Here is a 26,914-nt window from a genome sequence, read left to right as displayed (position 1 = left end):
TTATGTTTTAAATAGTCTTAATTTTAGTTATTAGATATTTAAGTATAACTTATTAATATTTTTGATATTTAGTTGCTAATTAAAGGGATTCAATGGCCAATCAAAATCATAACAATTTTAATAAACAGAGCATTGATAGTGAAATGCAGAGATCGGAGCCGATTAAAGTTGCTGCGGTTGATTTTATTCCCGCTTGGGGAGATTTATCGGGAAATATTACGCGTTTAGTGACTGCGGTGGAGCAAGTTGCGAAAGAGGATGTTGATTATGCCGTCTTTCCTGAAACAGCCCTTTGTGGTTATCTCTTTTCAGATTATGAAGAGATTTATCCTTATCTAGATACGATTCCAGGTAAGACAACTGAGGCGATCTTACCCTTATTAAAGACTTATAATCTCTATATCAGTATTGGAATTGCCGAGTTAGATGTTGCCACAGGTGTTGCTTATAACAGTGCTGTTTTAATGGGGCCTGAAGGGATTATTGGGAAATATCGTAAGATTGGGCTGAATTCTCAAGATCAAAAATTATTTGCACCGGGTAATTGCGATGTTGAAGTCTTTGATACGCCGATTGGCCGCATTGGGCTTCTGATCTGCTATGACGATACTTATTGGCAATATCCCCGCATTGCGATGTTGAAAGGGGCGCAGATTATTGGTTGGCACTCTGTGTCCGATCGTGTAATGCCAACAGCGAGTCCAATCGAGAAATTGGGGGATCATTCAACTGTTGCGCATGTACAGCATTTGAGTGCGATGAATGGTGTCTGGGCAGTTTGTGCAACCCGTAGTGGCATTGAACGTAATCCTCTAACCAAAGAGGCACTCTATTACAATGGTGGTTCAAGTATTTGGTCGCCGGAAGGGCATAAAGTGACACAAGCGCCGGTTATCCCGCCTGTTGAGATTACGCCCGGTTTGAATGGGATCTATACTGCGATTATTGATTTAAAAGATGCTGATAATGCCCGTATGGCGATTTTACAAAGACGTCGCCCTGAGCTCTATCGACCCTTATTAGCTTTGCACCGAGCGCCAACGGATAGCAATCGCTCGGCAGTGTGGGAGACTCCTGCTCAAATTACGATGATCAGCGCTCAGTGGCAACCACAAGATAAGCTACAAGATCTAGTTGATCGGGGTGAAATTAGTGTTGGGAAGGATCAGTTATTAGTATTGCCGGAGTTTTCCGCAATAGCGCTGTCAGAGAGTCAAGGGGATATTTTAGAAGCGAGTGATCATCCTAATGGCCTATTTGAACAGCAACTCATGGCGATTGCAGGTAAAGGACAAGGTTATGTGGTGGGGAGTTATCCTGAAATCGAGGAGGATCATCTCTATCATACTGTAGTATTAGTAGGTCCTGAGGGAACTGTTCTTGCAAGACATCGTGTCACGCATCTTAATGAGCGGGATCAAGGATGGGCAAAAGCCGGTCATCAACCAACGGTTGTTGAGACGGCGATTGGTAGAATTGCCTTAGCCGCCTCTTATGAGCTAGAAATTGTGGATTTTTCTGGGCTATATAGCGCTTTAAGAGCGGATATTGTAGCTGTTCCATCAGGCGCACCTAATACCCTAAAAGTAGAGGCGGATGCAAGGCTTTATGCAGTATCGCCCGCACCGACAGGGGTTGCGGAATATTATCCTTATGCAACAGCAACATTACAACAGCTTTGGGTTGTTTGTGGTGGTCGTGAAGTAGGAGCTTTTACTTCAAGTGGCATTTATGGGCCAGAGCCGATTGTATTGAACCCGACTCTACTAGCTGCACCGGGTGATAAGCGCGTTTCATTAGAGAGTCGTGTGCCGGCCCCTTTTACTTGGATTAATCAGGAACGACTGATTCATGGGCAAGAAGCGATTTGGTTTCCTCCACTTGTGAGTGATCAGTTTAATCAACATTGATAATGATGAAGGAGAGATGATGAAGGAGAAAAAGTCTGTAAGTGCTTTAGTAGGCGCATTGCCATTAATGGAGCGCCCTTATATCGCCTTTATTTTGGCGATTATTGCCGGCATGATGAATGGTTATACCTACCATGTTTCACATGTATTTAGTACCGTTCAGTCAGGTAATATTATTCTGCTAGGGGAAACGATAGCTACGCAAGATTGGGAGCGATTGCGAACCATTGCGATGACAGTTTTGGCTTTCGGTTTAGGTTCGATGTTTACGATGTTAGTGGAGATTTTAATCAATATTAAGAGTCGTCATACTTGGACTTATATCATTCTATTAATTGAAGCTGCGATTTTAGGAGTGATTGCATTAGGTTTATTAAATGAGGCTCTAACAATTGTTCAGATCTGTATGGTGATCTCATTTATCGCAGGAATGCAGGGGAATGGTTTCCATAAGATTAAAGGAATGCTTTACGGCAATGTGGCTGTTACTTTAGTGGTGCAACTAGCGTTCAATTATCTTATGCAATTTATCGGAGGACAGCGAGCAGCTCTAAAAACGGCAGCCCTCTTTTTCTTAGTATTATTGGGGTTTGCAGCGGGTGGATTAATTGGGACATTAACAACACTCAAATATAATGAGTTATCGCTATTATTGCCGGCAGGGATGTTAGTGTTATTGGCCATTTATACTTTCTTTATGAAAGTAGAGAAAGCAGAAGCTGTAGATCCCACTTAATGATTGAATATTGGTGCGTTAATTATATAGCCATTGTAGCGTCGTAGTGTCACTGAAAAATGATAAGCAGGGAAGCGGTTATTTTTCACTCAATTTCACATAGATTCAAACGGATATTTTCTGTGTATTTTAATTGATAAGGAGAAATAAATATGTCGAAAGATACAAATATTCCACAGCCCTTTAGAGAATCTGATGGTAAAGGTTGGATTGATCATGGTCCTCGTAACTTAACGCGTGATCGAGAGAATCCAGATCTTATGGTGCCACCCAAAACGGATCATGGCACAATTCCAAATCTTCGTTTTAGTTTTTCAGATGCACATATGCGGCTTGAAGAGGGCGGTTGGACTCGGGAAGTGACGAATCGTGAATTGCCGGCATCCTTAGATGTAGCCGGTGTGAATATGTCACTTGAGCCCGGTGCGTATCGGGAGTTACATTGGCACAAAGAAGCTGAATGGGGGTATATGCTCTATGGGAGTGCGCGTGTGACAGCGATTGATGAAGATGGTCGTATCTTTATTGATGATGTAAAAGCCGGGGATATTTGGAACTTTGAAGCAGGGATTCCCCATTCAATTCAAGGGTTAGAAGAGGGTTGTGAGTTTTTATTAGTCTTTAGTGAAGCCGATTTCTCTGAAAATAATACTTTCCTTTTAACAGAGCTTGTCGCACATATTCCCCAAGATGTTTTAGCTGCAAACTTTAAGAGCGATTTAGAGACAATCAAAAAGTTACCACAAGTTGAGAAGTATATCTTTAAAGGGGAAGTGCCGGGACCGATTAATGTGGTGCGTAAGCATAATCAACATGGCGATGTACCTTCGCCCTTTACTTTCCATAGAGATAGTGTCACTCCTTATAAGAGCGAAGCAGGTAGCGTCTATTTTGTCGATGAGCGTAATTTCCCGGCGGCGAAAACTATTTCAGCTGCTTTTGTTGAGATTGAACCAGGGGGAATGCGTGAGATCCATTGGCACCCAAGAGCTTCTGAATGGCTCTATTTCTTAGAGGGTAAGGCACGTATGACTGTTTTTAACTCTCAAGGAACCGCAAGAACCTTTAACTATCAAGCAGGGGATGTCGGTGTTGTACCGATTGTAGCGGGTCACTATATCCAAAATATTGGGGATGAACCTGTACGCTTCATTGAAGTATTTAAACGCCCGGATGCTTATCCTATCTCACGTTATTCAGATATCTCTTTGAATGCTTGGCTTGCAAGTACGCCGACACAAATTGTGGCAGATCATCTGAACTTAACTTTAGAAGAAGCTGAAGCACTTCCCCATACAGATCGTTCTGAACCTGTGATTTGGTATCAAAAACCAGAAAAATAATTCGTACCATAATTGTAAATATTGTTTAGATAAAATTTTATATTTATAAATATATATTTATAAAATCTGATGATTACGGTAAAATATCAGCTATTCGGCGAAGTAGCTGATATTTTTATATTTATAAAATCAATTAATTGGTTAACGATTCTCACACTATTGAGAAGAGGGGATATAGATGAGCTTACAGATATCACGTCGGGGCTTTATTAAATTGGGTGTATTTGCCGGGATTACCGTTATGGTAGGGAAGTTACCTATGACTTATGCAACAGAAATGAATTCTGGCGCAACCTCTACTAATTGGATTGGCCGGGATGGAAAGGTGAAGTATCGATGGGATGCGATTCGCAAAGTCACAGGGCAGAAGAACTTTGCTAGAGATTATCGTGCTAAAGATATCCCCGGTTGGCCACAGGAACAAGCGTATGCTTTTATGTTAAAAAGTACTCAAGCTGATCGGACTTTTGAGGGAATTAATCTCTCTCTTTTAGGGGATGAGTTACAACCAGATCGATTAGTTTTACAGGAAGATCTTATTCAAGATGGTCTTAATATTCCACGAGATACCGGAATGGGATCTGAGTTCTACGGGGAGAATATTTTAGTGCCTAAAGGGGAAACGCCCCCTATTTATGGTCATCCTGTTGCAATTTTAATCTATAAAGATTTTGATCGTTATAGTGCTGCTTATCGTCGGTTACAATTTCGAGATGATGTCGTGCTGTATGGCGAAGAAACAGGGATTAAACCTCCTAAAAATTATGGTGCTGCACGATATGTCCGTGTTGGTGGTGAAACACCAACCTCACCTTCTGTTTTCTCACCTTATCAAGATTCGGCGATTAAAGGGGTATTTGATGGGAATAGTGTAGTTTGGCCTCCTGAAGCTATTGCGGCTCCAATGTTAGTACCGAGTTTATTGCATAAAGAGCGTAGCGGTGGGTTTATTCGTGCCCTCAAAAAAGCAGATGAAAAACCTGAGATTCAACGTGTTGCGATGGAGCATGCCGAGGCGATTAGTCAGGAGTTAGAAGCAGCGACTCATAATCCTGATAAATTTGTATTACAGCGCCAAGGTTTTTCGCAATCAATTGACCCATCGGCGATGGAACCAGATAACTGTAATAGTTGGTATGATGCTTCAACTCAAACGCTTCATATTTTAACCGCCACTCAATCACCGGCGGGTGTTGCTACTATGGCCGCTGATCTAGTTAAGAATAGTCATTTTCATTCAGATGTAAAAAATATCGTGCTATTAACTGGCTCGACGGTGGGCTATGGTTCTAAAGATTACTCTGTCTATCCGATTTACGCGATGGCCGCGAGTTTCTATAGCGATGGATTGCCTGTCAGAATGGCCAATAATCGTTATGAACAGTTCCAAATGGGAATGAAGCGTCATGCTGTTGAGATGGATGTAGCGATGAGTGTCGATCGTAAAAGCGGGCAATTTGAGATCTTAAAAGGAACCTACAGTTGTAATGGGGGTGGTCGAGAGAATTTGTCTGTTGCTGTCTCTCATGTAGCGGTTCGTGGTGCGCAATCCATCTACTATTTCCCAAAATCCGATCTTACCGCACTAGCAATGGCAACGCCGGCAGTTGAAGCGGGCTCAATGCGAGGTTTTGGTTCCTTGCAATCGATGGCCATTACAGAGTTGATGGTAGATGAAATTGCTCATGAGTTAAAAATAGATCCCATTGAGCTTCGACGTCGAAATGCGGTAAAAACTGGGTATGTGAATACGCAAGGCGGTGTTTTTGCCGGCGATCCTCGTAATATTGAAATGCTTGATATGGCGGCTCAATATCCCTTATGGCAGAATCGAGAATCTGATAAAAGGGCTTATGAAGCAAAATATCCGGGTCATCTATATGGCGTTGGTTTTGCCCATGTTCAGCAGGTTTATGGTTCAAGTGGGGTACCGACTATTCTCTCTTTAGAGTTTGATGCTAATGGACACCTCGCTATGCGTCATTGTGTGCAAGAGATAGGAACGGGGGGAACGACTTCGCAACAAGTGATGGTATGGCAAGCATTAGGAAAAGCACCAGATTATGTGGAGTTTGGTGTTACAGAATTTGAGGAATTGCCGCTTCATACAAGTTGGGCAGATCAGCAACAACAAGATAAGCTTGCAAAAACAGATCCTTATTGGACTCCAGGCCTAATTCCGGATATGAGCTCTTCGAGTGGTGTTTACTATATTGGATTTGGTACACGACAAGCGGGTAAGTTTTTGCTTGAAAATAGCCTCTGGCCTGCGGCAAAAGCTATTTGGAGTGAGGGGTATGGTGGCGGTGTGATGAATAGTCTACATGTCACACTTGAAGATCTACGAGTCACAGAAGAGGGGCTAACGGGAGGGGGAATGCCTCCGATTCCATTTGAAATTTTAGCGAAAAAAGCACACGAGATGGGACTTATTACCGGCGTTGCTGTACATGCTTATTCAAGCTGGCAATGGGCTGAGGCGGAATTTGAGATTCCAACAGTCGGTAATAGACGATTACCCTTAGATGCGCTTGCTGTTAAATATGGAGATGGTGCACCACAAAAATTGAAAGATCGAATGACAACGGGTGGCTATGATTTTATTAAGCGTACAGAAGCATTCTTCCCGCCGACAGATCGTTCAGGTGCTGATCCTACGACAGTAACCCCGGCATCTTGTATCGTAGCGTTAGATGTAGATCGTGCCTCAGGAGAGGTGAAAATTTTACACCACCATATGATGATGAATCCTGGGAAAATGATTGTGCCAGAGTTGGTGTCAGGACAGGTACAAGGAGGAACAGCGATGGGTATTGGACATGCGCTTTACGAAGAACTTCCTCTATATGCAGATGGACCTGGTGATGGGACTTGGAATTTTAACCGTTATCATTTACCACGAGCAAGTGAAGTCGCCGTTTGGAGCCAAAGTGCAGATTATCTCCCGCCTTTATCAGAAACCTCTCCGCCCAAAGGAATGGCTGAATTAGGGATGATTCCTATTTTACCGGCAGTAGGAAATGCGTTGACGCATGCAACAGGTAAACGGTTCTACCAGTTCCCTGTGACAGCAGAGAAGGTTTTAGCGGCTTTAGCAGAAGAGGATAACGCATAATGAAAGAGATAACATCAACATCTGTGTCACAAATTACGGATTTAACAGCGAAAGATCGTGAGCAGGTCAATCAAGAGATCTCGGCATTATTAGTGAAAAAGCCCTTAAGCTTAACGATTAATGGTAAATTGCCCTTAAGCTTAACGATTAATGGTAAATTGATCGGGCCGATGGATGTTCCTGAAAATATGTTAATGATCGATTTTCTACATGAGTATCTAGATTTAACGGGAACCCACTTTGGTTGCGGGCAGGGGGTTTGTCATGCTTGTACCGTTGTCGAGATTCTACCTGATGGCAGTAAAGAAGAGTTACGAACTTGCATTTATGGTGCTCATTTTTTTGCGGGTAAAAATATTGTGACAATTGAAGGGCAAGCAATAGAGGATAAGAATGGTGAGTTGCAATTAACGCCTATTCAGCAAGCCTTTATTGATAATTTTGCTTTCCAATGTGGTTATTGTGCGCCGGGGTTTGTGGCTGGTGCGACAGTATTTTTAGATAAATTGAATAGAGAGCCTATTAAGCGAGCTCATTTAGAGCAGGCTATTGAGGAGGCATTAGATCCTCATATCTGCCGTTGTACGGGATATGTCCGATATTATGAAGCAATTCGGGATGTTGCTTTAGCAACGCCTGGCTGCGTAATCGAAGAGTAATATAACTATACTAATGATCGCTATTCTAGAAGCGATAGTATAGCGATATCAATATGTGCAATTATTTTTTGATTCATAGCACAATGATAAACTGATAGTTATTATTGTTTATATGAGAGGGTTATATAATTAACTTAACTTAACTTAACTTGTTGAAATATCAATAAGATAGCCTCTTAAATTTTATATGTATAGTTGAAAATTTATCTAGGAGATAAAAAAGATGGCCAATAGTGTATTTTTTTATAAAAATGTAGAACCATTATCAAAAGAAATTCATGTTGATTTAAAATTACAACCTACCAAACAATATAATTTTGCACTCAAAAATCATTGTGTGCCATTAGCAGGAATTGAGTTTTTTAGCGCATCGACTAAATATCCGGTCATCTTTTTAAAAGAAGGCGAGAGCTATATTCCTGTTGCATTAACAGGCTTAGAAGAAGATAAAAACCTCTTTATTGATGCAACAGGTAAATGGGAAGAAGATGCATATATTCCTGCATTTATCCGTCGTTATCCATTCATTTTAGCTGAAACGGGTGATGATGAGAATCAGCTAACAGTTTGTATCGATGTTGACTATGAAGGTTGGGATAAGAAAAAAGGGGAAGCACTTTTCACAAAAGAGGGTGAGAATACCCCGTTTTTAGAAAATGCTTTAGCATTACTCTCTAGCTATAATATTGACATGAAACGTACACAAGAATTTGTGAAAATATTAGCCGAGAAAAATTTGTTCGAGAGTAAAAATGTGACTATTCAAAGTCCAGATGGTGAAACATTCGCAGTACAGAATGTGTATATCGTTGATGAAGCTAAATTTATGGAATTAGATGGTGAGACACTTCACACATTGAATAAACAAGGTATGTTGGGGTGGATATTTGCCCATTTAGTGTCTTTAAATAATTTCCCGGCACTTTTTGAACGTTTCCGTAATGCGCGTGAGAAAAAGAGTAAAGCGAATTAATATAAGTGAAGTTTGAATAGTTGCTCTTATAGAGCACAGAGATAGAGGTCATTCTAATCAAATAGAGTGGCCTTTTATTATGGTTAACTGTAGGTATTAGATTTAAAGATCTAGACAGTTAGAGAATAAACTCCTCGATAATAAAAAACCACTGAGCGTATCAGTGGTTTTTGTTGATTCATTGTCTTAGGATGAATTTTTATTAATTTTTAAGTTTGAATGATTGTACCTTACCGTATGAAGAGTAGGGCACAATTTCAATAATTTATTCTGCGATAACGTTTACAGTGATCTCTACATTCACATCTGCATGGAGGTGAAGTGTAACGATATGCTCACCTAAATGACGGATAGCACCATCATTGATACGCACTTCTTTACGGTCAACAGGAACGCCTGCTTCAGTGATATGAGTTGCAATATCTTGTGCAGTTACTGAACCGAATAAACGGCCTTCAGAACCCGCATTTGCAGCAACAGTCATCACTAAACCAGATAATTTCTCGCCACGAGCAGTTGCTGATGCAAGAAGATCTGATTGTCTCATTTCAAGCTCAGCACGACGAGCTTCAAAGCGCTCAATATTTGCAGGTGTTGCTTCAGTTGCTTTGCCTTGTGGTAAAAGATAGTTACGCGCATATCCTGGTTTTACATCGACAGTATCACCAAGAGAACCTAAATTTTCAATTTTTTCTAAAAGAATAACTTTCATTGATATCTCCCTTTGGACGATTAGTGTTGATCAGTATATGGGAGCAATGCAATGTAGCGTGCGCGTTTGATTGCAGTTGCAAGTTGACGCTGATAACGTGCGCTTGTACCAGTTACGCGGCTTGGTACAATTTTACCAGTTTCTGTGATGTAGTTTTTTAAGAGGTTAACATCTTTGTAATCAATCTCTTTAACGCCTTCAGCGGTAAAACGACAATATTTTCTACGACGAACAAAACGTGACATAATTTATTTACCTTTTGTAATAGATTTAAGAAATAGTGAAGAAATATTAAGCTTCAGTGCTGTCATCAGCATCTTTTGCTTCTTCACTACCTTCTTCAACTTCGATCTCTTCGCGAACTTCAGTAGTACGCTCAGGTTTTGCTGAGATTGCAGAAACTTCAGTGATCGCTTCTTCTTTGTTGATGATTAAGTCACGGATGACCGCATCATTGAAACGGAACGCGCTTTGAAGTTCAGCCAAAGCTTCTTTGCCACACTCAATGTTCATTAGAATATAATGAGCTTTATGAATTTTTTGGATAGGGTAAGCAAGTTGACGACGACCCCAATCTTCTAAACGATGGATAGCACCACCATTGTCAGTCACAATGGCTTTGTAACGCTCAACCATTGCAGGAACTTGTTCACTTTGATCTGGATGAACCAGGAAAACTACTTCGTAATGACGCATTATTCATGCTCCTTATGGATTTAAAAATATTTAAAGTCTTTTGCACCAAACAAAAGACAAGGAGACCAAGCCCTTTTATAGAACGAACATGATTTAATCATGTTTATGCGTATCTATAAAAGGTCAAAATCAAGCTCGGCATTATATCGCTTCTTTCCTTGAAAGGGAAGTGTGATTAGTGAAATGAGTAAGGATTGTTTATTTCTATTCAGGTGTTATTACGTTATTTGAATTCATTGCAGAATCTAACAACCCTTCACCTAATCGAATGACGGCACCTTCTTGGATATTTGTAAGGAGAGATAACCCTTCTTTCTCGGTTATTACAATAGCAGTAGAACCCATATTAAAGCGGCCCATCTCTTGTCCTTTTTCGATGATGATATTTTCATGTTGGTAATCGCTATATTGCAGTACTTTACCGTAAGGTGGCGTGATTGTACCGGCCCAAATAGTTTCAATGCTTGAAACATTAATCGCGCCCACTAGAATGACCATCACTTTGCCATATTCTGTCTCAAAAAGGGATACAAGACGTTCATTTTCAGCAAAAAGTGTCGGGATTTTATCCGCCATCTTCATGGAAACACTGTAGAGCTTTCCGGGAATATGGATTGTTTTTAATAGCTTGCCAGTGACAGGCATATGAATGCGATGGTAATCACGAGGTGAGAGATAAACGGTGGCAAAATGACCATCCCGAAAGCGTTCTGCAAGAGATGGATCCGCAATGAGCGCTTCTAATGTAAAATCATGACCTTTGGCTCTGACAAAACGCGTGTTAGAGAGAGATCCTGCTGCCGCAATTCGGCCATCTGCTGGAGAAACAATGGCATTGTCAGCAATAGGGCGGGCGCCTTTTTTAAGCTCTCTTGTAAAAAAGTCATTGAAACTGAGATACTCTTGTGGCTTTTGCCTTACACAATCTTGCCAATCGATTTTATAGAGTTTGGCGAATTGGGTAATGAATAGATTTTTCAACCAGGCCGTTTTAATGCGGGTGAGTTTTCGAAATAGCCATGAAGAGGCACGCTGAATTGAATTATTTTTGAACATAACTGGATCTATCCTATTTCTGTTTTAATGGCTGCGCTTGATGTTCTAACAGCCAATTTATGGCTTTCTCTAGATCCTCTTCAGTATCAATACCGGGCGGAGGAGATTCTAAAGAGATGGCTACTGCGATTTTATAATTATTAGCAAGCGCTCTTAACTGCTCTAATTTTTCCAGTGATTCTAGTGGCGAAGGGATCAAATGAGGATATTGACAGAGAAAATCAGCGCGATAAGCATAGAGGCCAAGGTGGCGAAGATAAGGTGTTTCACCGATAATTCTTCCTTCTATTTTCATTTCACCACGTTGATAAGGAATCGGCGCACGAGAGAAGTAAAGCGCTTCATCGACCTCATTTAGTACGACTTTCACCGCATTAGGATCTTGAATTTCAGCCCAGTCGTAAATCGGCGTTGCAAGCGTGCTCATTGCGACTGATGGATTATTGGCTAACGATTCTGCAACAAGGTCAATAAAGTGCGTGGGGAGAAAAGGTTCATCTCCTTGCCAATTAACGATTACCTCATTGGGATTAAACGATAACTTTTGTGCAACCTCACTCAGCCGATCAGTGCCAGATTCATGATGATCAGCTGTCATGACCACTGTTGCACCAAGGGTTGTAAGATGATCGTAAATAGCTTGATTATCAGTGGCAACGATCACTTGTTTGGCGCTGCTTTTTAAGGCTGCTCGCCAAGTCCACTCTATAAGCGGTTTACCATTTAAAGAACGTAGCATTTTTTGTGGGAGGCGGGAAGACTTAAGTCTTGCTGGAATAACAACAATATAATCCATTGAGAGAACCTTTTATTGAGGATCAAAAGAGCAATTATAGCAAATTAATATTATAGAATAGAATTATAGAATAGGTTGATTTCTAGATTCCTTGATAGATGAATGGGTAGATTGTCTTGAAGGAAAAAATCCTCCTTTTTGGGAGAGATAAAAAAATTGATCTTTATCGTAAAAATTGAGCAATTTTGATAAGAAGCCAGAGAGGAAAAATTTAGGTTCAATTTTCCATTTTTAGGGCTTGACTTATTCACAATGTTTGAAAGTTTAGATAACTAGTGACCTTCCCTCATATTACAAGAAAGTGATTTTACAATTCTTGAAACCCACTGCTATTAGAGGGTTACAGAGATGCCTAAATTTTAGACAATGATTCAAAGTAAGCATTTGTATTACCCTTTTGATCTTTTTAAGTTATTTATCCCCAATGTTATCCACAAGATCTGTGGGTATCTTTTAATAGATCGATAAAACTATAAAAGTCAAGTAATCAGCTTTTTGTTATCTGTCCAGATTTTTTTATATTTTTTTTGTTATGATGGCTAACGATTGTAGAAGAATAGATAAGAATTAAGAATAGATAAGATTAAGGATAGTTGATGGAAAAGAGAGAACAATTGAATAAGCTCTTGAAAGTAATTGTACAATTACGATCAAAAGAAGGAGGATGCCCGTGGGATCGGGCTCAGACTCATCAAACTTTGATTCCTTTTCTACAAGAAGAGAGTGCTGAGGTGATTGATGCCATTGAGGAGTACCATCCAGAATCACTTAAAGAGGAGCTCGCTGATCTGCTATTTCAAGTTCTGCTACATAGCCAGATTGAGGCTGAGCTAGGTCATTTTGATTTTCAAGATGTCATGCATTTGTTAGAGCAGAAACTCATCCGGCGCCATCCGCATGTATTTGCCGATAAAAAGTATCAATCTATTGAAGAGCAGAAAACTGATTGGCAGCGAATTAAAGCCGAAGAACGTGCTGAGAAAGGATTACCTGCTTTAGCGGATCAGTCGCTATTATCGGGTATTCCGAATGCATTAGCCGCCTTAGATCAAGCAACAAAATTACAAGCTCGGGCTGCTAAAGTAGGATTTGATTGGGATAATATTGAAGATGTGATTGCAAAAGTGGATGAAGAGAAGCTCGAATTGATGGAAGCGATCGCCTTGAAGGACAAGAATGAAATTGAGGCAGAATTAGGGGATTTACTCTTTTCAATTGTGAATCTCTCTCGGTTTTTAGAGATAGATGCTTCAACAGCACTCAATAGAACTAATCAGAAATTTAAACGCCGATTTAACTATATTGAGCGACATGCTAATCGGCCTTTAACGACACTTACATTAGCCGAATTAGATCGATATTGGGAAGAAGCAAAAGCGGATGAGAAGCGTTAATATTGACTCACTAGAATTTGTCAAAATGACTATAATTACTCTAATTCACTTAGATATTTTTCACTTAGATATTTAGATTTGATCAGCTGAAGGATTGTATAAATGGTAGGAAAACGCCCAGATCTATGGGATCAGAGAACAAGTCAATCAATAGTTGATAGAGATGACGCTATTGATAATTCATTAGGTCCCTCTTCTGTGATGAGTGTCTCAAAATTAAATGCCACTATTCGGGAGCTATTAGAAGGGAATCTTTTCTACTGCCAAGTCGAAGGGGAGATTTCTAATGCCGCTTTTCCGCAATCTGGGCATATCTATTTTAATTTAAAAGATGATCAAGCCGTTGTCAAAGGCGTTATCTGGCGTTCCCAAGCTATGCTTTATCGTGCGCTTATTCAAAATGGACAAAAAGTGAAAGTCACAGGCAAAATCACTGTCTATGCTCCGAGAGGAGAATATCAATTAGTGATTTCTCGTGTGGAAGAAGCGGGCAAAGGAGATCTACATCTACAATTTGAAGCGCTGAAACTAAAGTTAGCACAAGAAGGTCTATTCGCACTTGAACACAAGAAAGCCGTTCCTAAACACCCAAAGAGAATTGGGATCATTACATCTCCGACGGCGGCAGCTCTACAAGATGTATTGAATGTATTTCGGCAACACCGACCGGATATTCCTTTAACGTTTTATGAAACAAGAGTGCAGGGTAACGGTGCGGAAATGGAGATCGCAAGTGCCATTGAAAGAGCTAATCGTGAGAATAGTTGCGATCTACTGTTAGTGATCCGTGGGGGCGGTAGTATTGAAGATTTATGGTGTTTCAATGAAGAGGTCGTTGCTCGTGCGATTTTTGCATCTCATATTCCGATTATTACCGGCGTGGGTCATGAAACGGATACTACAATTGCTGATTTTGTCGCTGATCTTAGAGCGCCAACACCCTCGATTGCGGCTAAATATTCTTCACAATCAAAGGATGAGTTATATCAGATATTAGCCGAATATCAGGAGCAGTTAATTGCAAGAATAGTCACTAAAATCGAGGCTCAACGTTCGAAGGTCCAATATTATTATCATCGCTTACAGCTCAAAGAGCCAAAACTACAGTTACAACACTTTCGTCAGCAATTGATTTATCATCAACACCGACTTAATCATCAATTGCAATCTCGCCTTTCTAAAGACAAGCAGAAGTTATCGACGTTAGAACAGCGCTTAACGTTACAGCTATTACAACGGAAATATCAGCTACTAGCCAGTACAAAAGAGGAGCTAGCATTACACTTAACGAGATCAATGCAAATGAAACTAGAACAATACCGGCAAGCGTTCCAATTTAGTGTTGAAAAATTGACGTTGCTGAGTCCATTGAATGTATTATTGCGAGGGTATTCCGTAACAACTTCAGAAGAGACGACCAAGATTGTGAAGAGTATTACCCAGGTACAAAGCGGCGATCAATTATCGATTAAAGTTGCAGATGGTATTATTAATGCGAAGGTTCTAGGGGTAGAGTAGATATTGCTTGCGATGGAGTCTTGTTAAGGTTTTAGGTTACGATCCAATTATATTGGGTATGGAATATATTGGATATGAATTAGAAATTGATCAGATAGAAGTATTCTAGTACTTAAAGGAATTGTAACGAAGAAAGTGATCGCATAATAGGGGAGTGCGGTTATCGAAAAGCGTCATCGTGTGAGAGCGATTGATAGTGGTAAAGTCAGTCATCCCTTCAATTTGAGTCTCTTTGAGATAGACAGTTCCATCACTCAGCTCATCATGACTATGGCTTTTAACAATTTGTTCTAATAATAGATAGGAAGGGCCAATATTTTGTGTGCCGGCAATGACTCCTAGAGGGGTTGTTGATAATTCCCATTTTAGTTTGTTATCCCGTTTTAATAATGCTGTTTTAGCTTTTCCTAGAAGGTAATCTGCATGATGATCTACTAAATATTGAGCAATATCTGATCCTTGAAAAGGCGGTGTAATTGCGATTACTTTTTGCAATAGCGATGGCTGATATTGATGTGCAACCTGGTAGGTGATCAGTCCCCCTAAACTATGAGCAATAATCGCATAAGGTTTGGTGAATGTTTGTAGATATTGATGAAATAGTTCGACATTGTGATTTATATCTGCGCGTAGTGTAGGATAATTGAAATAATGGATTCTATAGCCTAACTGATTAAGGCGTTTTCCTAAAATACGCATTACCCAGCTATTTTGATAGAGCCCATGAATGAGAATGAGATCTTGTAGTGCAGCATGATCTTTGGGCTCAAGCTGATTGGACTTTGAACGCTCATTCATGGTAGTACCTCAGCTTATTTGACAATTTTCAAGCCACCTTTAGGACCTGGGCCTTTGTCATTAGGAGACGGTGTATTATCATCTTCACTTTTTTTATGCTCTTCATCTTGTTTCGAGGAGATAATCCCTAATTTAGGCCCTTTCTGCTTTGCTTTCTCTTTTTTGCTTATGGAGAGAGATTGATTTTCTTTGATAATGTCAAGATTCTCTTCGTTAAGTGCTTCTGTCTGGAATCCCATTCCTTCGCCATTTTCCTGTGCATAGATGGCTGCAACTGCACCAATAGGAATGTTGATATTCTGAGGTACTCCAGAAAAACGGGCAGAGAAAGTAATCCAGTCATCGCCTAAATTCAAGTTATGCGTTGCAGAGGGGAGAATATTTAAGATAATTTTGCCATCATGAACAAATTGCCGGGGAACATCGACAAAGGGTAGCGTTGCATCGACAACAATGTAGGGAGTGCAATCATTATCTAAAATCCATTCATATAATGCGCGTATAAAATAGGGCTTATTGGAAGTCATCATATCAGTTATCTTATTAAAGCTTTTGAAAAATGGGTGAATGCTAAATTTCATCAATGAATTAAAATAGATCTACTCCAATATTGTGGAGTAGATTTATGTCTATATTTATTATATTACTACTATTTATATGATGAGTACTCTTGAGTCTCTACTATTAGGTAGAAGAGGTGTGGGATTAGACAGTCTTCTCTTTTTTATCAAAAGCTAATTTGACACTCTCTTTTTCTTGCAAGCGATCGTAATAGTCTAGTACTGGCTGTGCTTTTTTAGGAAGTGGAATATCTAGATATTTTACCCACCAGAGAAAAGGTGCAATTGTGGCATCAATCAGTGAGAAATCGTCACTTTGAAAATAGTTCGTCTGACTAAAAAGGGGGGCATAAGCAACTAAAAGATCAGCAATGGCTTTGTTAGTCTTATTATCTGCTGTTTTCCGGCCAATGAGCTTCTCGATGAGAGGATACCAATCATTTACAATGGTTTTAAGGGTTAAACGGAATTTAGCTCTCAAAATTGGATCATTGGGTAAAAGTGGTGGATGAGGGAAGCGTTCATCTAAAAATTCTAAAATTGTGTCTGTATGATAAATCGCAATTTCTCGAGTAATAAGGGTTGGAAGAATAACTTGAGGGTTAACTTCTAACAAATCTCCCGGCGGATTATTAGGATCGACAACCACTGTTTCACAAGTAATATTTTTTTCTAGCAAGGTTACCTTAACTCGATCACCATCTAAAGAATTCTTTTCTGTAAATAGTGTAAAACCTGTTCGTCTTGTTGACATAATTTATGATCTCCTTAATCACAAGTAAGGAGCAACTAAAAATAATTGCTCCTTACTGATTTATAGTTCCTGTTGTAACATGAAAAAATGTAAATTACTTAACATCTTTCCAATATTCACGGTTAAGTGCGTAAGCAAGAATAGTAAAGATCACTAAGAAGCCAAGAACCCATGGGCCATATTTTTGGCGCTCTAATTGCGCTGGCTCTGAAACATAGGTTAAGAAGTTAGTGACATCATTTACAGCTTTACGGAATTCAAGTTCAGTCATCGCGCCATCTGAAACCTTTTCAACGCCGATAACTACATCTTCAAATTGACACTCATCAGGATTATTCATATCACATTCACCAATCGCAACTTTCTCAATGACAGGTTGATGAATCCCTTGTAATTCAGCTAATACGTTTGGCATCCCGGCATTTGGGAAGGCAATATTATTCATACCCGTAGGGCGACTAGGATCTTCATAGAAAGAGAGAAGATACTTAAATACATAGTCAGGACCTTTAGCGCGAGCAATGGTCGAAAGATCAGGAGGAGAAACACCTAACCAGACTTTTGCATCGCGACGATCCATAGCTGTATGAATTAAATCACCATCTTTTGTTTTAATAAACTCAGCTTCACGAGGATCATAGCTACCTGTATTGACTAACTTCTGAATATCTTCTTCTTGTAAGCCAATATCTCTAGCTGTAATGTTATAGCGTTGAAACTCTAATGAGTGACAAGCTAAGCAGTAGTCAACGTAAAGACGAGCACCAGATTGTAATGACTCATAGTTTTTGATATTGATTTGTGGTTCACCTAAAGCATCAAGTGCTTGAGCTGTCAGTGCTTCAGATGTCTGTGCATTGGCCGTAGCTGCGGCCAAAACCATCAGAAGGCTACTAGTAAGTAATGTTATGATTTTTCTCATTTCATTGTCACCCTTGTTGGAACTGGTTTAACTTTACCCCATCTTGACCACCATGGCATACCAAGGAAGAAGACAAAATAGTAGACAGTACAGATACGAGCAACGAGTGTACGAGTATCGTTAGCAGGTACAACACCTAAGTAACCAAGTACGATAAAGCAGATTACAAAGAGTGCGATCATGATTTTAATAAATGCACCTTTATAGCGAATCGAACGTACTGGGCTTCTATCTAACCAAGGAAGGGCAAATAGAACTGCAATTGAAGCGCCCATTGCTATAACACCCCAAATTTGTGTACCGAACCATGATGGAACCGCACGTAAAATTGTATAGTAAGGCGTAAAGTACCAAACAGGTGCAATATGTGCCGGGGTTGCCAATGGGTTAGCTGGCTCAAAGTTTGGAGATTCGAGGAATAATCCATACATATCTGGCATATAGAAGATGATTAATGCGAAGAAGATGAGGAAAATACCTACTGCAAAAGTATCATGTACTGTGTAGTAAGGATGGAACGGAATACCATCAAGCGGTTTGCCATTTTCATCGAGATTATCTTTAATTTCGATACCATCTGGATTATTAGAACCTACTTGGTGAAGTGCAAGGATATGTGCCACAACTAAGCCTACTAAGACAAGTGGCAGTGCAATCACATGAAGCGCAAAGAAACGGCTTAAGGTTGCTTCAGAGATCACGAAGTCACCACGGATACCCGTTACTAATGTATCTCCAATGTAAGGGATTGCACCAAAGAGAGATATAATAACCTGTGCACCCCAGAATGACATCTGACCATAGGGCAGAACGTATCCCATAAAGGCCTCAGCCATCAGTACGAGGTAGATTAACATACCGAAGATCCATACAAGTTCGCGAGGTTTACGATGTGAACCGTAAATTAAACCGCGGAACATATGCATATAGATGACGATAAAGAACATCGATGCACCGACTGCATGCATATAGCGTATGAGCCAAGTCCAGTTTGCATCTCGCATCACAGCCGTTTCAAGCGAAGCATAGGCAATAGGAATCCCAGTAGGACCTAAAGCGCCATCGGGCTTATAATACATTACTAACCAGATACCTGTTAGGATTTGATTTACTAGTACAACACCCGCTAAAACACCGAAGACATAGAGCCAGTTAAAGTTCTTAGGCGCATAATATTCAGTGACGTGTGTTTTTAGAGCACGTTTATACGGGATACGATAATCAATCCAATCCCCTAAACGCTCTAATCTTGATTTTCCATTTGTTTTAGTCGTAGCCATTACGCAACTCCCTCCCCGCTAGTACCGACAACAATTAAGTTATCTGTTTTGTAGTAGTGATCAGGAACAAGAAGGTTAATTGGGGCAGGGAGGTTTTTGAAAACGCGCCCCGCTAAATCAAATCTTGAGCCATGACATGCACAGAAGAATCCACCACGCCAGTTAGGACCCAAATCTGCAGGTGCAACTTCAGGTCTAAAGGTGGGTGAACATCCTAAATGCGTACAAATACCTACTAAGATGAGGTATTCAGGTTTAATAGAACGAAACTCATTTTGTGCATACGGAGGTTGTTGATCACTTTTAGAAGTAGGATCTACTAATGCATCAGCAGGCGCGGTTGATAAGCGTTCGAGCATAGCTTCAGTACGGTTTAAAACCCAAACAGGCTTTCCTTGCCACTCAACACGGAGTAATTCTCCGGGAGAGAGTTTAGAAAGATCTACTTCAACGGGGGCACCTGCACTTTTAGCACGTTGGCTAGGCATCCACGATTTTACAAAAGGAACCCCCAAGAATCCTGCACCAAAGGCGGCTACAGCAACAGTTGCGTAGCTTAGGACTCGTCTCCTTTTATGATTCACATTCTCCGAACTCATGTTCTTCGTCTCCATTTAAAATTTTACTTTTATTTATTTTACACGTGACACATACTCGCCCGTGCGGGTATCGACTTTAATTACTTCACCAATTTGTACAAAAAGCGGTACTCGTACAACAGCGCCTGACTCTAACGTTGCTGGCTTACCACCTGTTCCAGCAGTATCCCCTTTTAAACCAGGATCCGTTTCAATAATGGCCATTTCAATAAAATTAGGAGGTGTTACAGAGAGCGGTGTGCCGTTATAGAGCGTTACGGTACACATATCTTGCTCTTTGAGCCACTTTTTAGTATCAGTAACTGCGCTTTCATTCGCTGCAACTTGATCAAATGTTGCAGGATTCATGAAGTGCCAAAACTCGCCATCATTGTAGAGATATTGTAATTCCACGTCGATCACATCTGCGCCCTCCACAGATTCGCCCGAACGGAAAGTTTTTTCGATGACGCGACCTGTTTTGAGGTTACGAATTTTAACGCGGTTAAAAGCTTGACCTTTGCCAGGTTTAACCATCTCATTTTCGATGATAGAGCAAGGATCTCCATCAAGCATGATTTTTAACCCACTTTTAAATTGATTTGTTGTATATGTTGCCATTTTATAATCACTATATTTTGATAAAAAAAATTCTATGCAGATTATACCTGAACTCTAATTTAAATTCAGCTTACATCTTATCTATTTTGCTTACGAATTTGCGAGGCCATGAAACTTTGGAAGATATTTTCATTGATTCTAAACCATTGGTATTCTTGGTTTAGAAAAGCTCTCCAATGGTCATAGACCATTTTGAAGTCAGGATTCTTGTTACATTCTTCTTCATAGATTTTTTGGGCAACATTGTAAGATGCCTCCAAAATCTCTTTAGAAAAGGAACGTAGTTTAGCACCATTTTGTGTTAGGGTGGCAAGTGCCGGAGGATTTTTTGCATCATATTGGGCAATCATCCATTGATTAATTTCAGCACATACTGTCGTAAAGAGTTCTTGGTAGAGTGGGGGCAACTCTTGCCATTTGTCTTGATTGACATAAAAGGAGGTTGTAGCAGAGCCTTCCCAAAATCCTGGCGTGTAGTAATAGGGGGCAACAGATTGTAATCCTAGTTTTTCATCATCATAAGGCCCGACAAATTCTGCTGCATCAATGGTGCCTTTTTCTAAGGATGAGTAGACATCACTCGCAGGAATACTTTGGGGAATAACGCCGAGTCGAGAAAGAATCTCCCCACCAAAACCAGGGATGCGGAATTTTAAACCTTTGAGATCTTCAAGTGTTTTAACTTCTTTACGGAACCAGCCTCCCATTTGTGCGGTTGTATTACCGCCGGGAAAGTTAATAATATTGTATTGTGCAAAGACTTTGCGGAGGATCTCTAATCCACCACCGGCATAAAACCAAGCATTTTGCATTCTTGCGCTCATTCCAAAGGGGAGCACGGTGTCAATAGAAAGAGCAGAATTTTTGCCGTGATAGTAATAAGAGGCAGTATGCCCAATTTCTACGGTACCTTGTGATACTGCATCAAATACTTGATTAGCAGGAACGAGTTCTCCAGGGGCAAAGACTTGAATTTCGAATTGACCATTGGTTAATCGCGCAAGTTTATCCGCAAGCATAGTGGAAGCTGCGAATAAAATATCAAGGTTTTTAGGAAATCCAGCGGTTAAACGCCAACGAATTTTAGGCAAGGAATCTGCACGGCTGATACTGCTTGCGGCGATCACTCCGGAGAGTGCTGCGGTTGTCCCTGCTGTCTTGATAAAAGATCGACGTTTCATGTTATTGCTCCAGATTTATTGTTAGTTTTTATTGTAATAGCGATTGTGAGTCTATTTATTCCCGCATTATCTATTCTATGCAATAAGAATCCAAATAATATGATATAGATCAGCTTTATTGGGGATCAATAATCATTTTTATTTATACTGTGGTCTATTTTAACCACTGTATCTTAATAGATACTCTAAATAAATGTACGGGAAGAATAGCTGTTACCACTCTAATAAATAGAGATAACAGTATATAGGTGTCATATTAAGCTCTCTGTTTTCTCAGTTGTGAAAACATAAATTGTTGGAAAATGTTTTCATTGACCCTAAACCATTGATACTCTTTGTTGAGAAAATCTTTCCAATGGCTATATATTTTGCGGAAATCCTCATTTACTTCAGACTCTTCAGCATAGATCTCCTGTGCAACATCATAAGCGGCTTGGAGAATCTCTTTGGAGAACGAGCGAAGTTTGGCGCCATTTTGGATGACTGTTGCTAAGGCTTCAGGGCTTTTTGCATCATATTGAGCGGACATCCACATATTCGCTTCCGCTGCGGCCCTTTCAAAGATGATCTTATACTGCTCCGGCAGTGCCCCCCATGCATCTTGATTGACATAGAAAGTGAGCATCGCTGATCCTTCCCAGAATCCCGGCGTATAGTAGTACGGAGCCACTGATTGCAGACCTAATTTTTCATCATCATAAGGACCTACAAACTCGGTTGCATCAATGGTGCCTTTCTCTAACGATGAGTAGATATCGCCGACTGCGATATTTTGGGGAATTGCTCCTAAGCGAGAAAAGATCTCTCCACCAAATCCTGGGATGCGGAATTTAAGGCCTTTAAGATCGGCAACTGTCTTCACCTCTTTACGAAACCAACCTCCCATTTGAGTATTAGAGTTACCGCCAGGGAAGTTGACAATATTATATTTTGCAAAGAGTTCCCGAAGAATTTCTGTACCGCCTCCAGCATAATACCAGGCATTTTGCATACGAGTAGTTAGTCCAAAGGGTAAGCAAGTATCAATAGAGAGGGCTTTATTTTTACCATGGTAGTAATTAGAGGTAGAGTGACCCATTTCAACAGTACCATTTTGTACCGCATCAAATACTTGTGTTGAGGGGACAATCTCTCCTGGTGCAAAGACTTGAATTTCAAACTCTCCATTAGTCATAGCATAGACAGAATCAGCGAGCCGCTGAGATGTTCCATAGAGTAGATCTAAGTTTCTCGGGAAGCTCGTGGTCATACGCCATTTAATTTTGGGGGTATTGGTTTGTGCAATCGCGCTTGAAGCCATTGTAGCGCCTGCGATTACTCCTGCTTTTGCTATAAATTGCCGGCGTTTCATCTCAATTCTCCATTGTTATTTTAAGTGTTATTTTATTATGTAGTTATAATGCAAGCGTGATTCATTATAAATCAAGCATGTTGTTATAATTGTTGCTTGTAGCATCTGTACTATCGGTGACATTTATTGCAAATAGTATTATTGATTAACTATAGTGATAACATAACTTGAGTTGAATTATCAATGTAGATTCTGTTGCGTAACGATATATTCATGATGCTAGTTGCAGGCAGAGAATGGTTAATAGCTTAAGCGGAAGAATCAATGCCTCTATTCGGGGCACTGATTCTTCCAAAATAGGATATTTAAAAATCGACACCAAAATCATCAAAATCATCAAATCCATCGATATCTAAATTAAACTCGATATCAGACCCTGAACCCTCAAATTTTTCTACCTTTTCTGATTTAATGATATCGGGGAATGAGATCAAGATAATAACCATCAAGATTTGAAGAAGTAGAAATGGCATTGCGCCATAATAGATATCTTTAGTGGATACTTCTTTCGGCGCTACTGAACGTAAGTAGAATAAAGAGAAGCCAAATGGTGGGTGCATAAATGAAGTTTGCATATTCATCGCAAGAATAATCCCAAACCAAGTGAGATCGATGCCAAGTGCTGTAGCAATCGGAACTAATAGCGGGACAAGAATCAGCGCAATTTCAAAGAAGTCTAAGAAGAAAGCCACAAAGAAGATTAAAACATTAACGGCAATGATAAAGCCTAATGTACCTCCAGGGAGGCTGCCTAAAATATTTTCAATCCAGATACCTCCATTAAGGCTAGTGAATGCTAGAGAGAAAAACATCGAGCCAATCATGATAAAGACTACGAAAGTGGTAATCTTTACACTCTGATCAAGTGCTTGGAAGAGAAGTTCTTTCGATAGCGCTTTACGAATAAGCGCAAGAATCATAGCTCCGCCAGCACCAATTGCTCCGGCCTCTGTCGGTGTTGCCATTCCCATAAATACTGTTCCAAGTACTAAGAAAATTAGGGTGACCGGTGGAATAACGCTAGTGATTACTTTCTTGAAGAGTTGAAAACCAAATAACGTGCGCTCATGATCAGGAATTGCCGGCATAGATTGAGGTTTGACAATAGTCATTACCAAGATAAAGAGGATATAGACACCTATCAGCAACATGCTTGGGATAAGGGCTGCTTTATACATTGAGCCAATAGAAACCCCTAATTGATCTCCTAGCACAATAAGCACTAAACTTGGTGGTACGATCTGCGCTAGCGTACCGGAGGCTGCGATGACGCCTGAAGCAATTCGCTTAGAATAACCATAACGGAGCATTATAGGGAGAGAGATTAACCCCATAGCAATCACTGATGCGGAGACAATGCCGGTTGTTGCGGCTAGCATTGTGCCTACAAAAATAACAGAGTAGGCAAGACCCCCTCGAAGTTTCCCAAATAGTTGTCCCATAGTATTGAGAAGATCTTCGGCCATACCAGTACGTTCTAAAATTAATCCCATCAAGGTAAAGAAAGGGATCGCAAGCAGTGTTTCGTTACTGATAATACCAAAGAAACGGTCACTTAGAGCCCCTAAGAGGGCAAAATCAAGGTGTCCCATCGAGATGCCGATGAGTGAAAAAAGTAGGCCGGTCGCCGCAAGGGAGAAGGCAATTGGATAACCCTTTAATAAAAAAAGGATTAGCGTAATAAACATTAATGGTGGTAAAAATTCTAACATTGTTGCTGTTGCTCCGGCTGAGTCACGTTATTATTTGAAGATGTACGCAGCGTAATAATCGCTTTGCAAAGTTCAGATACCCCTTGTAGAAGTAGGAAGAAGATTCCAATAGGGATTAACGCTTTAATAGGCGCTCGAGGGAGTCCACCTGGATTAGGGGAAATTTCCCAAATTTGCCAAGAGCTGATAGCAGGGCTAATTGTGAGGTAAAAAAGCATTGAGAACGCCGGGAAGAGAAAAAAGACAATACCAATAATCTCCATAATCGCTCTTGTTTTTGGCGAGAAACGAGAAGAGATAATATCTATCCGAATGTGTTGGTCTTTTAGATAGGTATAGCCCGACGCAAGTAAAAATACTACGGCAAATAGATACCACTGGCTTTCAAGCATTCCATTGGAGCTTAAGTGAAAAATGTATCTAAACAGTGCATTTCCAGCAGAAATTAAGGTCGCTAAAAAAATAGCGACGATCGCTATTTTGCCTAAAAAAATATTGATCGAATCAATTGTATGCGAAATTTTATGTAGTATGTTCATGATTAAAGAGTATTGTAATTCACATAGGTATATTTAATTTATATTTAATATCTATTCAATATTTATTCAATATTTAGTGATTTTGGTTAGTAGTTTTAGGTTTATTTATGATAAGTATCTACAGTAATGTTATAACCTACAAAAAGAGGTATGCAATTTGCTTGCATACCTTTTGTTAATGTACTTCATATTATCAAAATTGCCAATACTTTATTTTAACAATATAGTTGGTTGATTTTTATTGAATAATTACTAAATAAAATAGAAGAAAAACGAAGTTTTCTAACCTGTTTTTAATTTTAGCATTACATGTGGTTTTAGGCGTAATGTCGAAACTTGTGGTATTCGCATGGGGATCTCCGTATTTATGATATAGATCCCAGGGTAATGAGATGATCTATATCAGTGGTACGAATCGTCTCATTTATTGATACTGTGGGCATTGGTGTTTAAATGCTTTACCGGTCTCTTTTGCGTAAGCTTTATGGTTATTCAATAGGATGGCCATATCTTCTTTTGACCCCATAATGACGGGTACACGCTGATGTAATTTTTGAGGAGCTAAGTTTAAAATTCGCTCATACCCTGTTGTTGCAATGCCGCCAGCTTGCTCTACTAGGAATGCCATAGGATTGGCTTCATACATTAGGCGTAAACGGCCACCTTTTTGAGTAAGGCTTGAGTCCATGGGATAGGCAAATATACCACCTCTTTGAATAAGACGATGAATATCCATTACCATAGCACCGACCCAGCGCATCGTATATTTCTTCTTACGGGGGCCATCTACACCTAGATCACAGTCATCTACATATTGACGTACCGGTGGTTCCCAAAGGTTACGATTTGCTTGGTTAATTGCATATTCTGCGGTAGTTTCTGGAATTTTCATGTCAGGATGAGTGAGGATAAACTCTCCGATTGATGGATCAAGCGTAAATCCATGAGTTCCGTGGCCAATGGTTAATACCATCATGGTCGCAGAGCCATAAAGGCAGTAGCCAGCGCAAACTTGCTTAGCTCCCTCTTGAAGAAAGTCAGCTTCAGTCGGATGTTTTTTGTCCGTTTTAAGAATAGAGAAAATAGTACCAATAGGACCATTAATCTCAATATTACTAGATCCATCTAGTGGATCAAAAATTAATAGATAGTTACCACGGGGTTGCCCATCAGGAATAGGATAAACATCATCCATCTCTTCACTAGCCATAGCGGCTACATGACCCCGTTTTGCATTGTTTTTGATAAAGAGGTCATTTGCGATAACATCTAAAATTTGCTGAGTCTCACCTTGACAGTTTTCGTTTTCTGTTGCACCTAGCACATTTGCGAGTTGTCCTTTTTGGACTGCAGCTGCAATCATTTTGCAGGAGACGGCAATATCATTGAGTAGAAGGGTGAAGTTGCCTGTAGCATCGGGGTATCGACGTTGCTCTTCCATGATATATTGTGAGAGCGTAACACCAAAATGAGTCATTGAAATCTCCAGATTTTGAGTAAATTCTGATTTAAGATAATAAAAAATTGAGCTTATGATATACTTTTTACGTTATGAGTGAAAGTGTTTTTGTAGTAGGTGTGTAGTTTTTGTGTTTCTTTAATCTGCCAAAAAATAGTCAACAGCTTTTATTGGAATTGAGGCTGTTTGCCGTTATACTCATCAAATTAAGGTATTATCAACATCTCACTAACCGGATTTTTCAGGTGTAG

Annotated in this window: 25 protein-coding genes; 8 read left to right on the top strand and 17 right to left on the bottom strand. The window is 40.0% G+C overall.

The features are described from left to right. The first annotated feature begins 92 nt into the window (after nucleotides 1-92). From WMO13_RS06410 to WMO13_RS06385, 6 genes are all read left to right on the top strand, one after another. Nucleotides 93-1,910: a carbon-nitrogen hydrolase family protein gene (locus WMO13_RS06410; protein WP_084331494.1), complete on the top strand. Its 1,818-nt coding sequence runs from the start codon at nucleotides 93-95 to the stop codon at nucleotides 1,908-1,910. A gap of 19 nt (nucleotides 1,911-1,929) precedes the next feature. Further along, complete coding sequence (locus WMO13_RS06405; protein WP_051396249.1) at nucleotides 1,930-2,646, top strand: YoaK family protein; 717 nt, start codon at nucleotides 1,930-1,932, stop codon at nucleotides 2,644-2,646. Between the two features lie 152 nt (nucleotides 2,647-2,798). After that, complete coding sequence (locus WMO13_RS06400) at nucleotides 2,799-3,989, top strand: cupin domain-containing protein (RefSeq protein WP_026879084.1); 1,191 nt, start codon at nucleotides 2,799-2,801, stop codon at nucleotides 3,987-3,989. A gap of 178 nt (nucleotides 3,990-4,167) precedes the next feature. Further along, a complete protein-coding gene (locus tag WMO13_RS06395) occupies nucleotides 4,168-7,104 on the top strand; it encodes a xanthine dehydrogenase family protein molybdopterin-binding subunit (protein ID WP_026879083.1) in 2,937 nt (978 codons plus the stop codon). A 170-nt stretch (nucleotides 7,105-7,274) separates the two neighbouring features. Next, nucleotides 7,275-7,763 (top strand): (2Fe-2S)-binding protein, encoded by a 489-nt coding sequence (locus WMO13_RS06390; protein WP_051396250.1) that lies wholly within the window; start codon nucleotides 7,275-7,277, stop codon nucleotides 7,761-7,763. Nucleotides 7,764-7,986: 223 nt separating this feature from the next. After that, complete coding sequence (locus WMO13_RS06385) at nucleotides 7,987-8,736, top strand: SapC family protein (protein WP_026879081.1); 750 nt, start codon at nucleotides 7,987-7,989, stop codon at nucleotides 8,734-8,736. A gap of 265 nt (nucleotides 8,737-9,001) precedes the next feature. Here the strand turns inward: WMO13_RS06385 and rplI are convergent, their stop codons facing one another. The 5 genes from rplI to kdsB all read right to left on the bottom strand — a co-directional run bounded on the left by rplI (nucleotide 9,002) and on the right by kdsB (nucleotide 11,996). Then, complete coding sequence (rplI, locus tag WMO13_RS06380) at nucleotides 9,002-9,448, bottom strand: 50S ribosomal protein L9 (RefSeq protein ID WP_026879080.1); 447 nt, start codon at nucleotides 9,446-9,448, stop codon at nucleotides 9,002-9,004. A 20-nt stretch (nucleotides 9,449-9,468) separates the two neighbouring features. After that, on the bottom strand, nucleotides 9,469-9,693 hold the full coding sequence (gene rpsR, locus WMO13_RS06375; RefSeq protein ID WP_026879079.1) for a 30S ribosomal protein S18: 225 nt from the start codon (nucleotides 9,691-9,693) through the stop codon (nucleotides 9,469-9,471). A gap of 46 nt (nucleotides 9,694-9,739) precedes the next feature. Further along, nucleotides 9,740-10,144 (bottom strand): 30S ribosomal protein S6, encoded by a 405-nt coding sequence (gene rpsF, locus WMO13_RS06370; RefSeq protein ID WP_026879078.1) that lies wholly within the window; start codon nucleotides 10,142-10,144, stop codon nucleotides 9,740-9,742. 204 nt (nucleotides 10,145-10,348) lie between these two features. Next, nucleotides 10,349-11,200 carry an archaetidylserine decarboxylase gene (gene asd, locus WMO13_RS06365; protein ID WP_051396248.1) on the bottom strand — a complete coding sequence of 284 codons (852 nt, stop codon included), beginning with the start codon at nucleotides 11,198-11,200 and terminating at the stop codon, nucleotides 10,349-10,351. A gap of 13 nt (nucleotides 11,201-11,213) precedes the next feature. Continuing rightward, nucleotides 11,214-11,996 (bottom strand): 3-deoxy-manno-octulosonate cytidylyltransferase, encoded by a 783-nt coding sequence (kdsB, locus tag WMO13_RS06360; protein ID WP_026879077.1) that lies wholly within the window; start codon nucleotides 11,994-11,996, stop codon nucleotides 11,214-11,216. Between the two features lie 596 nt (nucleotides 11,997-12,592). On the opposite strand from kdsB, the gene mazG reads away from it, so the two are divergent. Beyond that, nucleotides 12,593-13,390 carry a nucleoside triphosphate pyrophosphohydrolase gene (gene mazG / locus WMO13_RS06355; RefSeq protein WP_026879076.1) on the top strand — a complete coding sequence of 266 codons (798 nt, stop codon included), beginning with the start codon at nucleotides 12,593-12,595 and terminating at the stop codon, nucleotides 13,388-13,390. Between the two features lie 102 nt (nucleotides 13,391-13,492). Then, on the top strand, nucleotides 13,493-14,908 hold the full coding sequence (gene xseA / locus WMO13_RS06350) for an exodeoxyribonuclease VII large subunit (RefSeq protein ID WP_084331492.1): 1,416 nt from the start codon (nucleotides 13,493-13,495) through the stop codon (nucleotides 14,906-14,908). Nucleotides 14,909-15,013: 105 nt separating this feature from the next. Here xseA and WMO13_RS06345 read toward each other — a convergent pair whose 3' ends face one another. From WMO13_RS06345 to WMO13_RS06290, 12 genes are all read right to left on the bottom strand, one after another. Further along, the gene (locus WMO13_RS06345; RefSeq protein WP_026879074.1) at nucleotides 15,014-15,706 is read right to left on the bottom strand and encodes an esterase/lipase family protein; all 693 of its coding nucleotides are present in this window, start codon (nucleotides 15,704-15,706) and stop codon (nucleotides 15,014-15,016) included. Between the two features lie 14 nt (nucleotides 15,707-15,720). After that, complete coding sequence (locus WMO13_RS06340; RefSeq protein WP_026879073.1) at nucleotides 15,721-16,236, bottom strand: ClpXP protease specificity-enhancing factor; 516 nt, start codon at nucleotides 16,234-16,236, stop codon at nucleotides 15,721-15,723. A gap of 175 nt (nucleotides 16,237-16,411) precedes the next feature. Next, nucleotides 16,412-17,020 (bottom strand): glutathione S-transferase N-terminal domain-containing protein, encoded by a 609-nt coding sequence (locus WMO13_RS06335; protein ID WP_034855800.1) that lies wholly within the window; start codon nucleotides 17,018-17,020, stop codon nucleotides 16,412-16,414. A 94-nt stretch (nucleotides 17,021-17,114) separates the two neighbouring features. Continuing rightward, the gene (locus WMO13_RS06330; RefSeq protein WP_026879072.1) at nucleotides 17,115-17,942 is read right to left on the bottom strand and encodes a cytochrome c1; all 828 of its coding nucleotides are present in this window, start codon (nucleotides 17,940-17,942) and stop codon (nucleotides 17,115-17,117) included. Beyond that, nucleotides 17,939-19,222 carry a cytochrome b gene (locus WMO13_RS06325; RefSeq protein WP_026879071.1) on the bottom strand — a complete coding sequence of 428 codons (1,284 nt, stop codon included), beginning with the start codon at nucleotides 19,220-19,222 and terminating at the stop codon, nucleotides 17,939-17,941. The genes WMO13_RS06330 and WMO13_RS06325 overlap by 4 nt, the downstream gene beginning before the upstream one ends. Further along, nucleotides 19,222-19,821 (bottom strand): ubiquinol-cytochrome c reductase iron-sulfur subunit, encoded by a 600-nt coding sequence (gene petA / locus WMO13_RS06320; protein ID WP_026879070.1) that lies wholly within the window; start codon nucleotides 19,819-19,821, stop codon nucleotides 19,222-19,224. Before petA ends, WMO13_RS06325 begins: the two co-directional genes overlap by 1 nt. Nucleotides 19,822-19,854: 33 nt before the next feature. Continuing rightward, nucleotides 19,855-20,421: an elongation factor P gene (gene efp / locus WMO13_RS06315; protein WP_026879069.1), complete on the bottom strand. Its 567-nt coding sequence runs from the start codon at nucleotides 20,419-20,421 to the stop codon at nucleotides 19,855-19,857. 77 nt (nucleotides 20,422-20,498) lie between these two features. Continuing rightward, nucleotides 20,499-21,602: a TRAP transporter substrate-binding protein gene (locus WMO13_RS06310; protein ID WP_026879068.1), complete on the bottom strand. Its 1,104-nt coding sequence runs from the start codon at nucleotides 21,600-21,602 to the stop codon at nucleotides 20,499-20,501. A 256-nt stretch (nucleotides 21,603-21,858) separates the two neighbouring features. After that, complete coding sequence (locus tag WMO13_RS06305) at nucleotides 21,859-22,953, bottom strand: TRAP transporter substrate-binding protein (protein ID WP_026879067.1); 1,095 nt, start codon at nucleotides 22,951-22,953, stop codon at nucleotides 21,859-21,861. Between the two features lie 305 nt (nucleotides 22,954-23,258). Then, nucleotides 23,259-24,665 (bottom strand): TRAP transporter large permease, encoded by a 1,407-nt coding sequence (locus WMO13_RS06300; protein ID WP_034855799.1) that lies wholly within the window; start codon nucleotides 24,663-24,665, stop codon nucleotides 23,259-23,261. After that, the gene (locus tag WMO13_RS06295) at nucleotides 24,659-25,204 is read right to left on the bottom strand and encodes a TRAP transporter small permease subunit (RefSeq protein WP_026879066.1); all 546 of its coding nucleotides are present in this window, start codon (nucleotides 25,202-25,204) and stop codon (nucleotides 24,659-24,661) included. Before WMO13_RS06295 ends, WMO13_RS06300 begins: the two co-directional genes overlap by 7 nt. Before the next feature lie 424 nt (nucleotides 25,205-25,628). Continuing rightward, complete coding sequence (locus tag WMO13_RS06290; RefSeq protein WP_026879065.1) at nucleotides 25,629-26,681, bottom strand: class 1 fructose-bisphosphatase; 1,053 nt, start codon at nucleotides 26,679-26,681, stop codon at nucleotides 25,629-25,631. Nucleotides 26,682-26,914: the final 233 nt, after the last annotated feature.

Origin of the sequence: Ignatzschineria larvae DSM 13226, assembly GCF_038500265.1 — a bacterium.
Classification (GTDB): Bacteria; Pseudomonadota; Gammaproteobacteria; order Cardiobacteriales; family Wohlfahrtiimonadaceae; genus Ignatzschineria; species Ignatzschineria larvae.
This window is presented reverse-complemented; position numbering and strand designations above follow the sequence as displayed.